The sequence below is a fragment of the Marichromatium bheemlicum genome (assembly GCF_012276755.1).
GTDB lineage: Bacteria > Pseudomonadota > Gammaproteobacteria > Chromatiales > Chromatiaceae > Marichromatium > Marichromatium bheemlicum.
Window position 1 is genome coordinate 85579 of sequence record NZ_JAAXKX010000003.1, and the last position, 13059, is coordinate 98637.

12 protein-coding genes are annotated in these 13059 nt (G+C 65.4%); 7 read left to right on the forward strand and 5 right to left on the reverse strand.

Annotated features, from left to right (window positions below; translation table 11 throughout):
- Positions 1-53: 53 nt before the first annotated feature.
- Entirely contained in the window at positions 54-482 is a 429-nt protein-coding gene (locus tag HF203_RS03620) for a septal ring lytic transglycosylase RlpA family protein (RefSeq protein ID WP_168666663.1), read from the forward strand.
- A gap of 7 nt (positions 483-489) precedes the next feature.
- Here the strand turns inward: HF203_RS03620 and HF203_RS03625 are convergent, their stop codons facing one another.
- The 3 genes from HF203_RS03625 to HF203_RS03635 all read right to left on the reverse strand — a co-directional run bounded on the left by HF203_RS03625 (position 490) and on the right by HF203_RS03635 (position 3555).
- Positions 490-1212, reverse strand: coding sequence for an anaerobic ribonucleoside-triphosphate reductase activating protein (locus tag HF203_RS03625; protein WP_168666665.1), 723 nt, complete (start codon positions 1210-1212; stop codon positions 490-492).
- Positions 1213-1219: 7 nt separating this feature from the next.
- Complete coding sequence (gene nrdD / locus HF203_RS03630) at positions 1220-1405, reverse strand: anaerobic ribonucleoside-triphosphate reductase (RefSeq protein ID WP_168666667.1); 186 nt, start codon at positions 1403-1405, stop codon at positions 1220-1222.
- 113 nt (positions 1406-1518) lie between these two features.
- Positions 1519-3555 (reverse strand): ribonucleoside triphosphate reductase, encoded by a 2037-nt coding sequence (locus HF203_RS03635; RefSeq protein ID WP_168666669.1) that lies wholly within the window; start codon positions 3553-3555, stop codon positions 1519-1521.
- Between the two features lie 311 nt (positions 3556-3866).
- Between HF203_RS03635 and miaB the strand changes: the two genes are divergently transcribed.
- From miaB to HF203_RS03665, 6 genes are all read left to right on the forward strand, one after another.
- Positions 3867-5198, forward strand: a complete 1332-nt coding sequence (gene miaB, locus HF203_RS03640; RefSeq protein WP_168666671.1) for a tRNA (N6-isopentenyl adenosine(37)-C2)-methylthiotransferase MiaB — start codon at positions 3867-3869, stop codon at positions 5196-5198.
- A 7-nt stretch (positions 5199-5205) separates the two neighbouring features.
- Positions 5206-6192: a PhoH family protein gene (locus HF203_RS03645; protein WP_168666673.1), complete on the forward strand. Its 987-nt coding sequence runs from the start codon at positions 5206-5208 to the stop codon at positions 6190-6192.
- A 15-nt stretch (positions 6193-6207) separates the two neighbouring features.
- Positions 6208-6702, forward strand: a complete 495-nt coding sequence (gene ybeY / locus HF203_RS03650; protein ID WP_168666675.1) for an rRNA maturation RNase YbeY — start codon at positions 6208-6210, stop codon at positions 6700-6702.
- Positions 6703-6708: 6 nt separating this feature from the next.
- On the forward strand, positions 6709-7602 hold the full coding sequence (locus HF203_RS03655) for a CorC family transporter (RefSeq protein ID WP_168666677.1): 894 nt from the start codon (positions 6709-6711) through the stop codon (positions 7600-7602).
- A gap of 409 nt (positions 7603-8011) precedes the next feature.
- Positions 8012-8902: a phosphoribulokinase gene (locus HF203_RS03660; protein ID WP_168666679.1), complete on the forward strand. Its 891-nt coding sequence runs from the start codon at positions 8012-8014 to the stop codon at positions 8900-8902.
- Between the two features lie 121 nt (positions 8903-9023).
- On the forward strand, positions 9024-9464 hold the full coding sequence (locus HF203_RS03665) for a DUF2721 domain-containing protein (protein WP_168666681.1): 441 nt from the start codon (positions 9024-9026) through the stop codon (positions 9462-9464).
- A 7-nt stretch (positions 9465-9471) separates the two neighbouring features.
- Here HF203_RS03665 and cydC read toward each other — a convergent pair whose 3' ends face one another.
- Entirely contained in the window at positions 9472-11208 is a 1737-nt protein-coding gene (gene cydC, locus HF203_RS03670) for a thiol reductant ABC exporter subunit CydC (RefSeq protein ID WP_168666683.1), read from the reverse strand.
- 7 nt (positions 11209-11215) lie between these two features.
- Positions 11216-13000, reverse strand: a complete 1785-nt coding sequence (gene cydD, locus HF203_RS03675) for a thiol reductant ABC exporter subunit CydD (RefSeq protein WP_168666685.1) — start codon at positions 12998-13000, stop codon at positions 11216-11218.
- Positions 13001-13059: the final 59 nt, after the last annotated feature.

Here is a 13059-nt window from a genome sequence, read left to right on the forward strand (position 1 = left end):
GCCTTGGTGCCGAGGTGTCGTCGAGGAGGTCGAGAGCAGGCGGAGGAGGTCACTTGAACACACGCTGGTTTGGTGTGCTGGCGGTCTTGCCACTGCTGTGCGTCGCGGCTCTGGCCGAGGCGAACGTCAGTGAAGGGGTCGCGTCCTATTATGCCGAGCGTTTCAACGGGCGGCTCACGGCCAGTGGGGTGCGTTTCGACATGCACGCCCTAACGGCGGCGCATCGTACCCTGCCGTTCGGCACCCGGGTGCAGGTCAGGAACAAGGACAATGGGCGGGCGGTGGTGGTCACCATCAACGACCGTGGTCCCTATGTCGCCGGTCGCTCGATCGACCTGTCGAAGGGCGCGGCCAAGGCGCTCGGTATGTTGCATACCGGGCTGGCTCGGGTCGAGCTGCGGGTACTCGAGGTCGACGAGTCGCTGACCCCGGCGGGGCAGACCGTGGCCGAGGCGCAGGCGGTGATGAGGGCGTTGTTCTGAGCGGGTCTCAGTAGCCGGCTCCACGCAGTTTGAACTGGGTGAAACGACTGGTGTCGAGTCCCGCGACGAGTTGTCGCAGCGGTGTGGCGGGTTGGTCGTGCAATCCCGGGTCGAGGCTGTGGGTGGGGTCGCAACGCTGCAGGCAGTAGTGGTCCACGCCGGTGGCGGCGAGCGCCTCGACCAAGGCCGCCAGTTGGTGCTGGTCCCAATCCGGTGGGACCGTGGTCCGGACCTCCAATCCCACCGCGGCGGTGAGTAACAGCGCCAGGCTCTCCCAGGCCGGTTCGCCCGAGCCGGGTACCCCGGTGAGGGCCGGGTAGTCGGCGGCGAGGGCCTTGATGTCGAGCGCGACCCAGTCGACCAGCGGCAGGATCCGGCGTAGCCGTTGCGGGTAGGCGCCACCGGTGTGTAGCCCGATCTTGAAACCAAGCGCCCGCGTCTCACGCATCGCCGCGGCGAGCGCGCCCTGCGCGGTTGGCTCGCCGCCACTGAACACCACCGCATCGAGTAGTCCTCGGCGGGTCCCGAGAAACTCGATCACCTGATCCCAAGCGATCGTCTCCTCGTCGCTCGTCTCCTGCTCGAGCAGATGACCGTTGTGGCAATAGCGACAGCGCCAGGGGCAGCCCTGGCAGTAGATCACTGCAGCCAACTCACCTGGGTAGTCGATGGTGGTCAGTGGGGTCAGGCCGCCGACGCGTAGTGCGGCGGCCTCGGCTGGATCGCGCATCGCTGGATCAGGCCGCGGCGCGCTCGCCGTCCTTGCGATCGGTCGGGTTCTCGCTGAAGTAGCGCCGCTCGGCGTGCTCGGCGCGCTTGCCGCCGTTGAAGGCCGAGACCGGACGGTGATAACCCATGACGCGGGTCCAGACCTCGCACTGGGTGCGCTCTTCGGGCTTGAGTTCGATGTTGGTGTCGGTCATTGCGTGGCTCCTTGGTCGATGCGGTTGCAAGTGGCCCTGACGGGCTTGTTCGGGTCGATACCGCGCCCCCGCGGGGGCGCGGCGTTCCGCCGTGAGGCGGGGTGTGCGGTGATTCAGCAGCTGCAGGCCTGGCTGGCGCGCTTGTGGGCGATCAGCTCTTCGTCGCAGAGCGGGCAGAATTCGTGCTCGCCGGAGATGTAGCCGTGCTTGGGGCAGATCGAGAACACCGGGGTGATGGTGATGTAGGGCAGGCGGAAGTTCTCCAGCGCCCGGCGCACCAGTCGTTTGCAGGCGTCGGTCGAGGAGATCTGCTCGCCCATGTAGAGGTGGAGCACGGTGCCGCCGGTGTACTTGCTCTGCAGCGCCTCTTGCTTGGCCAGTGCCTCGAAGGGATCGTCGGTGTAGCCGACTGGCAGCTGCGAGCTGTTGGTGTAGTAGGGCGTCTCCTCGGTCCCGGCCTGGATGATCGCCGGGTAGCGCTTCTTGTCCTCGCGGGCGAAGCGATAGGTGGTGCCCTCGGCCGGCGTTGCCTCGAGGTTGTACATGCTGCCGGTGCCCTCCTGGAACTCGACCATGCGGGCGCGCACGTGGTCGATGAGGCGGCAGGCGAGGGCGTGGCCCTGCGGCGTGGTGATGTCCTCGGCGTCTTTGGTGAAGTTGCGCACCATCTCGTTGATGCCGTTGACACCGATGGTGGAGAAGTGATTGCGCAGGGTGCCGAGGTAGCGCTTGGTGTAGGGGAAGAGCCCGGCGTCCATGTGGCGCTGGATCACCTTGCGCTTGATCTCGAGGCTGTTGCGGGCGATCTCGAGCAGCTCGTCGAGTCGGGCGAGCAGGCCCTGCTCGTCACCCTGGTGGGTGTGGCCGAGCCGCGCGCAGTTGATGGTGACGACGCCGAGCGAGCCGGTCTGCTCGGCCGAACCGAACAGGCCGTTACCGCGCTTGAGCAGCTCGCGCAGGTCGAGCTGCAAACGGCAGCACATCGAACGCACCATGTTCGGTGAGAGCTCGGAGTTGATGAAGTTCTGGAAGTAGGGCAGGCCGTACTTCGCGGTCATCTCGAACAGCCGCTCGGCGTTCTCGCTCTCCCACGGGAAGTCGGGGGTGATGTTGTAGGTCGGGATCGGGAAGGTGAAGATCCGGCCCTTGGCATCGCCCTCGGTCATGACCTCGATGTAGGCACGATTGATCATGTCCATCTCGGTCTGCAGTTCGCCGTAGGTGAACGGCTGCTCCTCGCCGCCGATCACCGGCACCTGCTCGCGCAGGTCCTCGGGGCACACCCAGTCGAAGGTGAGGTTGGTGAAGGGCGTCTGGGTGCCCCAACGCGAGGGCACGTTGAGGTTGTAAATCAGCTCCTGGATGTACTGGCGCACCTGCGGGTAGTCGAGCCCGTCGACGCGCACATAGGGGGCCATGTAGGTGTCGAAGCTGGAGAATGCCTGGGCGCCGGCCCACTCGTTCTGCAGGGTGCCGAGGAAGTTGACGATCTGGCCGATGGCGCTCGACATGTGCTTGGGCGGCGCCGCCTCGACCCGGCCGGGCACGCCATTGAGCCCCTCGGTGAGCAGGGTGCGCAACGACCAGCCGGCACAGTAGCCCGAGAGCATGTCGAGGTCATGGATGTGCAGGTCGCCGTCGCGGTGGGCCTGGCCGATCTCGGGCGGGTAGACGTGGTTGAGCCAGTAGTTGGCGATCATCTTGCCCGAGGTGTTGAGGATCAGCCCGCCGAGCGAGTAGCCCTGGTTGGCGTTGGCCGAGACGCGCCAGTCGGAGCGGTCGAGATACTCGTTGATCGAGCTGCCGACATCGACCAGGGTGCGACTGTCGTCACGCAGCTTCTTGTGCTGTTCGCGATAGACGATGTAGGCGCGGGCGGTCTCGAAGTGATTGGCGCTGATCAGGGTCTGCTCGATGATGTCCTGGATGCCCTCGATATCAGGGGTGCGACCGTCATCGCTGCGGTGCGCCAGCACCTTGATCACCTGGGCGGTGAGCAGCTTGGCCTCGGGGGCCTCGAACTCGCCACTGGCCTGGCCAGCGCGCAGGATCGCCGACTCGATTCGGGATACATCGAAACGCACCTCCGTACCGTCACGCTTGAGCGCGCGGGTGGGGATGACGGGGAGGTCAGTCTGCGGTGTATCCATGAAAGCGGGTCTCTGTTCTCTATCTGGAGGGTGGCACAAGATGTTGTGGCGCGAACTATAGCGCCAACAAGATGATGTGTATAGCTCTCTTGTCGTTTTTGCTTTTATTGATTTGGGTCAATTTTTTCGGGTTGCTTTTCTGATGTCTTTTGACATCTGGACAGTCTTTGTTCAGTGTCGTTGACTTGACAGCCGTGCACTTAATGCGCACAGTTCTCAGTTTCCTGTCATTTTCGGCCCGAGGTTCGGACACCCGCTCCGGATCCGTGCTGCCGCCGCGCTCGCGGCCCTGGCGCCACCCACAGACGGCCATGCATCACAAGCTCTACATACAGACCTACGGTTGCCAGATGAACGAGCACGACTCCGCGCGCATCGCGGATCTGCTGCGTGTCTCCGCTGGCATGGAGCTCGTCGACCGTCCCGAGGACGCCGATGTGCTGTTGCTCAACACCTGCTCGATCCGTGAGAAGGCGCAGGAGAAGGTGTTCTCCCAGCTCGGACGCTGGCGTCCCTGGAAGGCGCGTCGCCCCGATCTGGTGATCGGGGTTGGTGGCTGCGTGGCCAGTCAGGAGGGTGAGGCGCTGCGTGAGCGTGCGCCCTTCGTCGACCTGGTGTTCGGTCCCCAGACCCTGCATCGATTGCCGCAGATGCTGCGCGCGCTGCGCGAGGAGCAGCGTCCCCAGGTCGATGTCTCCTTCCCCGAGATCGAGAAGTTCGATCGCCTGCCGGCGCCGAGCGTCTCCGGACCGAGCGCCTTCGTCTCGGTGATGGAAGGCTGCTCGAAGTACTGCACCTATTGCGTGGTGCCCTATACCCGGGGCGAGGAGATCAGCCGTCCGTTCGACGACGTGATCGCCGAGGTCGCCGGGCTGGCCGAGCGCGGGGTGCGTGAGGTCAACCTGCTGGGGCAGAACGTCAACGCCTATCAGGGGCCGATGCACGAACCGGCCGGTGAGTGCGCCGACCTGGCGCTGCTAGTCCACTACGTGGCGGCGATCGATGGCATCGAGCGCGTCCGTTTCACCACCAGCCACCCGCTGGCCTTCTCCGATGCGCTGATCGAGGCCTTCGCCGAGGTGCCGCAGCTGGTCGATTTCCTCCACCTGCCGGTGCAGTCGGGCTCGGACCGGGTGCTTGCGGCGATGAAGCGTGGTCATACCGCGAGCGAATATCGCGACAAGATCGCGCGGCTGCGCGTGGTACGCCCGAATATCTGTATCTCCTCGGACTTCATCGTCGGCTTCCCCGGCGAGACCGAGGCGGACTTCGACGCGACCCTGGCGCTGGTCGACGAGATCGGCTTCGATCACAGCTACAGCTTCATCTACAGCCGTCGCCCCGGGACACCGGCGGCCGACTACCCGGACGACGTCCCGCTGGAGGTCAAGAAGCATCGCTTGGAGCGCCTCCAGCAGCGTATCGATACCAATGCCCAGCGCATCAGTCGGCAGATGGTCGGTACGGTGCAGCGGGTGCTGGTCGAGGGACCCTCGCGCAAGGACCCCTTCCAGCTCGCCGGCCGCACCGAGAACAATCGGGTGGTCAACTTCACCGGGGACCCGGCGCTGATCGGCGACTTCGTCGATTTGACCATCACCGAGGCCCTGCCCAACTCCCTGCGCGGGCGTCTGGACGCCTAGGAATCGCTTGTCTATTCAACCCGAAACCCTCGATCTGGTCCTCGAGCCCGAGGACAATGTGCGCTTGGCCAACCTCTGTGGTCAGTTCGATCAGCACCTGCGTCAGCTCGAACGCCGACTCGGCATCGAGATCAGCAACCGCGGCGCCAGTTTCCGTCTGATCGGCGAGCGTGACGCCGTGCGTCTGGCCGAGCAGTTGCTGTTGGTGCTCTATCGTGACACCGCCGAGATCGCGCTGAGCCCGGAGTCGATCCATCTCGCGCTCCAGGAGTCGGGCGCCGATGCCCTGCTCGAGCAGGTCGGGGCGCGGTTGCCCGAGGTGGTGATCCGTACCAAGCGCGGCCTGGTCAAGGCGCGTGGCCCCAGCCAGCAGGCCTATCTGCACGCCATCCTCAATCACGACATCAATTTCGGGGTGGGGCCGGCCGGCACCGGTAAGACCTACCTGGCGGTGGCCTGCGCGGTCGAGGCGCTGGAGTCCGATCGGGTCCGCCGGGTGTTGTTGGTGCGACCCGCGGTCGAGGCCGGTGAGCGCCTGGGGTTCCTCCCCGGTGACCTGGCGCAGAAGATCGACCCCTACCTGCGCCCGCTCTACGACGCGCTGTTCGAAATGCTCGGCTTCGAGAAGGTCAACAAGCTGATCGAGCGCAACGTCATCGAGGTCGCGCCGCTGGCCTATATGCGCGGGCGCACCCTCAACGAGTCCTTCATCATCCTCGACGAGGCGCAGAACACCACGCCCGAACAGATGAAGATGTTCCTTACCCGCATCGGTTTCGGCTCCACCGCGGTGATCACCGGCGACCTGACCCAGGTCGATCTGCCGCGTGGTCAGCTCTCGGGCCTGCGCCAGGCCGTCGAGATCCTCCAGGACATCGACGGCATCAGCTTCAGCTTCTTCACGGCCCGTGATGTCGTGCGCCACGCCCTGGTGCAGCGCATCGTCGGGGCCTACGACGCCTTCGAGAGCGCCCGCTCGCGCTCGGGGGCCTGAACGGAGTCTCCCTCCATGTCACTCGAACTGGATCTTGACCTGCAGCTGGCCACGACTGCGGCAGGGCTGCCCGTGCACGCCGATTTCGCGCGCTGGGTGGAGGCGGCAGTCGCCGATCGGCGGGCTCGCTGCGAACTCACCATCCGCCTAGTCGATGCCGCCGAATCGCGGGCGCTCAATGCCCAATATCGTGGTGTCGATCGTCCGACCAACGTACTCTCGTTCCCCTTCGAGCTGCCGCCCGGGGTTGATTCCACCGATCCGCTGGCCGACTACATCGGTGATCTGGTGATCTGCCCCGAGGTGGTGCAGCGCGAGGCCCTGGAGCAGGGCAAGCAGGCTGTTGCGCACTGGGCCCACATGGTGGTCCATGGTGTCTTGCATCTGTTTGATTACGATCATATTACTGAAGAACAGGCGGTCCTGATGGAAGGTCTGGAAACGACTATCCTAGGCACGTTAGGATTTCCGCCGCCCTATGAAGACGACCCCCCAACGGAGGATCCATAACCCCCCATGACGAGCGATCGATCTACCGAGGGTTCGCATTCGCGCAGCTGGTTCGAAAAGATTGGCCAACTGTTCGGGAGCGAACCACAAGACAAGGAACAACTCGTCGAGTTGCTCAAGGACGCGCGTCAGCGCGAGTTGTTGGACACGGATGCCCTGAACATGATCGAGGGGGTGTTGCAGGTCTCCGACCTGCGGGTCCGCGACATCATGATCCCGCGCGCCGAGATGATCTATCTGCGTCGCGAGGACCCGCTCGAACAGATCGTGAAGGTTGCGGTCAAGTCCGCCCATTCACGCTTCCCGGTGATCGGCGATGACAAGGGTGAGGTGGTCGGCATCCTGCTGGCCAAGGACCTGCTTTCCTTCTGTCTCGATTCCGGCCATCGCCGGGCCTTCAATATCCGCGACCTGCTGCGCTCGGCGGTCTTCGTCCCCGAGAGCAAGCGGCTCAATGTCCTGCTCAAGGAATTCCGTACCAGCCGCAATCACATGGCGATCGTCGTTGATGAGTACGGTAGTGCCGCCGGCCTGGTGACCATCGAGGACGTACTCGAGCAGATCGTCGGCGATATCGACGACGAACACGACTTCGACGACGGCTTCGGTATCTTTCGCCGCAGTCACAATGAGTTCAGCGCCAAGGCGCGTACCCCGATCGAGGACTTCAACGAGTACTTCGGTTGTGCGCTCCCCGATGAGGGCTTTGATACCATCGGCGGCCTGGTGGTCAACGCCTTGGGGCATTTGCCCAAGCGCGGTGAGTCGGCCCGCATCGCCGATTTCCGCTTCACCGTGATGCGTGCCGACAGCCGCCGCGTCCATCTGCTCAACGTCGAACGGCTCGATCCGGAGTCCGCTGCGGCGGATATCTCCGATCCCCCTAACGAGACCCACTGAGTTCGTCTTCGCTCACCGTTTCGTCAGCGACGCAGCCGCGGCGCTGACGGGGTGGTGTTTGCGTTTCGTGTTCTCGCGTGCCGCCGAGATGACGCTCTGAACGCCCGCTTCCTGCCCTCGTCGAGTCCCTCTCCTCGTCCGCTCTTGATCACCCGGCAGCGACCAATCGTCTGTGCATCACCAATGACCCCTGCCTGCTGGGTTCGACGGTCTAGCCGCTCTGGTGACCCTTTTCGATCCCTTTTATTTGTCTGGTTATTTGGTTTTTTTATTTGTATTACATGGACTTGTTTCGTTCTTATGGCGGCTATTGCGACGGTGGTATATTAGAAAGTCATTTCTCACTCATCGTGCCATGATTGGCCGGCGAAGTGCGGAAGCGTGATTAAAAGAGAACGAGGAGATCAGCATGTCGAAGAAACATCCGATCATCGCCGTGACCGGTTCGTCGGGGGCGGGGACGACCACCGTCAAGCGCGCCTTCGAACACATCTTCTATCGCGATGGCATCAGTTCGGCGGTGATCGAGGGCGACAGCTTCCACCGCTACGATCGCGCGACCATGAAGGCGGAGATGGCGCGCGCCGCCGAGCAGGGGCGCGACCTCAGCCACTTCGGCCCCGAGGCCAATCGTTTCGATCTGCTCGAGGAGCTGTTCCGCGACTATGGCGAGAGTGGTACCGGCAACAAGCGCTATTACATCCATAGCGAGGAGGAAGCCGAGTTCCACAACACCCGCCTCGGGACCGAGCTGCGCCCGGGTGAGTTCACCCCTTGGGAGGCGGTGCCGGAGCACACCGACCTGTTGTTCTACGAGGGCCTGCACGGGCTGGTGGTGACCGAGGAGGTCAATGTCGCCCGGCACGTCGATCTCGGTGTGGCGGTGGTGCCGATCGTCAACCTGGAGTGGATCCAGAAGATCCATCGCGACAATCTCGAGCGCGGTTATTCGGCCGAGGCCATCGTCGACACCATCCTGCGGCGGATGCCGGACTACATTCGCTACATCACCCCACAGTTCTCCCTCACCGACATCAACTTCCAGCGGGTGCCGACGGTCGACACCTCCAACCCCTTCATCGCCCGCGACATCCCCACGCCCGACGAGAGCTTCGTGATCATCCGCTTCAAGGACCCGGAGAAGCTCGACATCGACTTCCCCTATCTGCTGTCGATGATCCACGACTCCTTCATGTCGCGCCGTAACAGTATGGTGGTGCCGGGCGGCAAGATGGGGATGGCGATGGAGGTGATCCTGCAGCCGATCATCGAGCGCATGATGGCCGCACGCAAGGTGTGAGCGGATCGCCGAGGCGGGTGGGTGCGCGCACCCGCTCGTCGGGCTAGGCTAGACGGGGTCCATGCCGGGCGGGGGACGACCCGCCCGGATCCGTCTCCGTTGGCCGATTCGGTTCCCGCCCATGCTCGAAACCTCCTCGATCACCACCATCGCTCACGTCATCGAACTGGCCGTCGCCCCGGTCTTCCTGCTCTCGGGGATCGGCGCCATGCTGGCGGTGATGACCAACCGGCTCTCACGTGTCGTCGACCGTGCCCGTCGGGTCGAGAGCAAGCTCAGCGCCGGCACCAACAACGAGGTGGCGGTTCGTGCCGAGCTTGCCATACTGGTGCGGCGTGCTCGCCTGATCAGTCTGTCGATTGGGCTCTGTACCTCGACCGCGCTGCTGATCTCGGCGGTGATCGTCAGTCTCTTCCTCAGCGCCTTCCTGCGCTTCGATGCCGCATTGCTGGTCTCGCTGCTGTTCATCGCCGCGATGCTCGCCTTCATCGTCGCCTTGCTGTGCTTCCTGCGCGAGGTGTTGCTAGCGACCGCCGGACTGCGTTTCGGGCGCAGCGGCTGAGCCGCACTCAGTCATCGTGTCGCGTGGGGGCAAGTTCGAGCAGCGCCGCAGCGGTGGCCTCGGGGATCACCGAGGCGTCGCCACGGGCGCGCTCGCGGCCCTGGTCGAGTACCAGGATCTGGTCGACCCAGTCGAGACCGGCCGGGCGGTGGGTGATCAGCAACACGGTACGTCCCTGCATCAGCCGGTCGAGCGCGGCCATCAGGCTGCGCTCGGTTGCGGCGTCGAGTCCCTCGGTGGGCTCGTCGAGCAGCAGGATGGGGGCATCCTTGAGCAGCGCGCGGGCCACCGCGATACGCCGTCCCTGCCCGCCCGAGAGGCGCACCCCGGTCTCTCCGACCCAGGTGTCGTAGCCCTCCGGTAGCGAGGCGATGAAGTCGTGGATCTGTGCCACGCGACAGGCCTGCTCCAGTTCGAGCGGGGTGGCGCCGGGACGGGCGACGAGCAGGTTCTCTCGGATGGTGGCATCGAACAGGTGGGTGTGCTGACTGACCACGGCGATGTGGCGGCGCAGGGTCTCGCTGTCGATGTCACGGATGTCGTGGCCGCCGACACGGATACTGCCGCAGTCGGTCGACCAAAAGCGCAGCAGCAGGTTGAACAGGGTGCTCTTGCCCGAGCCGGTGGCGCCGACCACCGCTGCGCGTCTGCCCTCGGGGACCTGCAGATCGATCCCTTGGAGGGTGGGGCGCTCGGCATCGGGATAGCTGAAACCAACCCCGGCGAAGGTGATATCGAAGCGCTCGATCCGTGGCGAGGGTCCGTCCGGCTCACGGATCGCCGGGACGGTGTCGACGATGGCGAACAGCCGGCGCGCGGCGGCCAGCGAGCGCCCGAGTAGCTGGAAGGCGTGGGGCAACGGGGCGACGGCCTCGAAGCTGGCGAGGGTGAAGAGCGCGAGCATCGCCAGGTCCGGTGGCGGTAGTTGCTCGGCGCGCACCAGCGGGATCGCCAGCCACAGCAACAGCCAGAGGTTGAGGTTGGCGCACAGCCCGATCGCCGCCTGGGTCAAGCCCTGGTCGCTGTTGATCCGCGCCTGATCGGCGATCAACTGTTCGCTCAAGCCCTCGATGCGTCGCGCCTGACGCTCGGTGGCACCATAGACGGTGAGTTCGGCCATGCCCTGCACGCCGTCGATCACCGCCGTGCGCAGCGCGCCCTCGTGCTCGGCCAGGCGCTGTCCGGGGGCGCGCCCACGGGCCTCGGCCCACCACGGCAGGGCGACCCCGGCGAGCAGCAGGAAGACGAGTCCGAGCAACGCCAAGGCGGGGTCGTGGAGGGCGAGGAAGACGCCGAACAGGGTGACGCTGAGCAGTGCCACCACCACCGGTACCAGCACCCGGACGTAGAGGTTGTCGAGCGCATCGATGTCGGCGCGGATGCGGCTGAGGATGTCGCCGCTGTGGTATTGCTGCAGTCGCGCCGGGGCGAGTGGTTCGAGATGGCGGTAGAACCACACCCGCAGGCTGGCGATGAGGCGGAAGGTGGCCTCGTGGTTGACCAGACGCTCGCCGTAGCGCCCGGCGGTGCGGATGATCGCACTCCCTCGGATCAGTGCCGCCGGGGCGAAATAGTTCATCGCCACCCCGGCGGCGCCGGCGCTCGCCATCGCGGCGATGAACCAGCCGGCGGCGGCCATCAGGGTGACATTGGCGAGCAGGGTCAGCACTGCGGCCAGGGTACCGAGCAGCATCCAGGCGCGATAGGGGCGAAACAGCCTCCACAGTCTCAGCAGTTCGCGCATCCGCGCATCACTCCTCTGTCGTGACACCGGCGAGTGCCGGTGCGTCTCCGTAGGCGGCGGTCATCCGGGCGTAGAGCCCGGCGGCAGCGATCAGTTGGTGGTGATCGCCCTGTTCGACGATGCGCCCCTGGTCGAGTACCAGGATGCGATCGGCCCGGCGTACCGTGGCCAGGCGGTGGGCAATCACCAGCAGGGTGCGGTCATGGGCGAGGTCGTCGATGCCCTGCTGCACCAAGCGTTCGCTCTCGGGGTCGAGGTTGGCGGTGGCCTCGTCGAGGATCACCAGCGGCGCGTCACGCAGGAAGGCGCGCGCCAGGGCGATACGCTGGATCTGACCACCGGAGAGCCCGGTGCCACGCTCTCCGACCGGATGATCGTAGCCGCGCGGGAGGGCCTCGATGAAGTCCGCGGCGCGTGCCAGTCGCGCGGCGCGGCGCACTGCCTCGAGGTCGGCGCCGGGATCGCCGAGACGGATGTTGTCGGCGATGGTTCCCTGGAACAGTCGCGGCTGTTGTGGCACCCAGGCGAGATGGGCGTGCCAGTGTGCCGGGTCGATGGTGGTGAGGTCGGTGTCGCCGATGAGGATGTGTCCGCTGCTCGGTTGGAGAAAGCCGAGCAGCAGATTGACCACCGTGGTCTTGCCGGCGCCGCTGGTGCCGACCAGGGCGACGCGCGCCCCGGGCGGGATATCGAGATCGATCGCATGCAGTGCCTCGCGTTCGGGCTCGTAGGCGAAGCCGACCTGCGCGAAGCGCACCCCGAGCGGTGTGGGGAGTGTCGGGCGCGCCGTGCCCGGGGTGATCGTCGGCGGGGTGTCGAGCACCTCGATGAGCTGCTCGGCGGCGGCGACCGCGGCCATGCGTGCATGATACTGGGTGCCCATGTTGCGCAGCGGGGCGTAGAACTCAGGGGCGAGCATCAGCACGAACAGTCCCTGGAGGAAGCCGATGTCGGGCACGCTCAACCAGTGGGGGACCGGTAACGCCACCCCGTAGAGGCGGAAGCCGATGAACACGGCGACGATGGCGATACCGACGGTGGCGAAGAACTCCAGCACCGAGGAGGAGAGGAAGGCGATGCGCAGCACCTGCATGGTGCTGGCGCGGTAGTCATCGGAGATGCGCCCGATCACCTCGACCTCGCGACGGCTGGCGCCGAACAGCTTGAGCGTGGTCAGGCCCTGGATGACATCGAGGAAGTGCGCGCTCATCCGTGCCAGCTGTTTCCACTGGCGCTGGTTGCGGGCCTCGGCCCCGGAGCCGATGAGGATCATGAAGATCGGGATCATCGGCGCGGTGATTAGCATCGCTAGCGCTGAGAGCCAGTCCAGCGGCAGCACCACCATCAGCAGCGCCAGTGGCAGCACCATGGTCAGGGTCATCGCCGGGAGGAAGCGGGCGTAATAGCCCTCGAGGTCGTCGATGCCCTTGGTCAGGGTCTCGACCAGGGTGCCGCTGCGGGTGCCGGAGAGATAGGCTGGGCCGAGGCGCTGGAGATGGCGATAGACCTGGTCACGCAGCCCGGCCCGGACGCGCGCCGCGGCGGTGAAGGCGGTACGCTCGGAGAGCCAGGTGATGAACGCACGCAGCGCGAGCAGGGCGAGCAGCCAGCCGAGCCAGCCGCCGACCTCGGCGAGTCCGGCCCCGCCGAAGATGACCGCGTCGAGGATCAGGGCGAGGAACCAGGCCTGGGCAACGGCCAATAGGGCATGGGTCAGGCTCAGTACGATCGCCCCCTTGAGGGCATGGCCGGCGAGTGGGCGCTGGGATTTGAGCCAGGCGTTGACGGACATGGTGCGCGCTTCCGGGTAGTCTGTCTGGTGTTGGCGTCGGGACGACGAGGATACGGAAG

What these genes read in the sequence shown, in the direction of transcription:
- HF203_RS03625 (WP_168666665.1), bottom strand. Translation starts at nt 1,212, where the DNA reads ATGCGCGATCCAGCCGAGGCCGCCGCACTACGCGTCGGCGGCCTGACC.
- nrdD (WP_168666667.1), bottom strand. Translation starts at nt 1,405, where the DNA reads ATGACCGACACCAACATCGAACTCAAGCCCGAAGAGCGCACCCAGTGC.
- HF203_RS03635 (WP_168666669.1), bottom strand. Translation starts at nt 3,555, where the DNA reads ATGGATACACCGCAGACTGACCTCCCCGTCATCCCCACCCGCGCGCTC.
- miaB (WP_168666671.1), top strand. Translation starts at nt 3,867, where the DNA reads ATGCATCACAAGCTCTACATACAGACCTACGGTTGCCAGATGAACGAG.
- ybeY (WP_168666675.1), top strand. Translation starts at nt 6,208, where the DNA reads ATGTCACTCGAACTGGATCTTGACCTGCAGCTGGCCACGACTGCGGCA.
- HF203_RS03655 (WP_168666677.1), top strand. Translation starts at nt 6,709, where the DNA reads ATGACGAGCGATCGATCTACCGAGGGTTCGCATTCGCGCAGCTGGTTC.
- HF203_RS03660 (WP_168666679.1), top strand. Translation starts at nt 8,012, where the DNA reads ATGTCGAAGAAACATCCGATCATCGCCGTGACCGGTTCGTCGGGGGCG.
- HF203_RS03665 (WP_168666681.1), top strand. Translation starts at nt 9,024, where the DNA reads ATGCTCGAAACCTCCTCGATCACCACCATCGCTCACGTCATCGAACTG.
- cydC (WP_168666683.1), bottom strand. Translation starts at nt 11,208, where the DNA reads ATGCGCGAACTGCTGAGACTGTGGAGGCTGTTTCGCCCCTATCGCGCC.
- cydD (WP_168666685.1), bottom strand. Translation starts at nt 13,000, where the DNA reads ATGTCCGTCAACGCCTGGCTCAAATCCCAGCGCCCACTCGCCGGCCAT.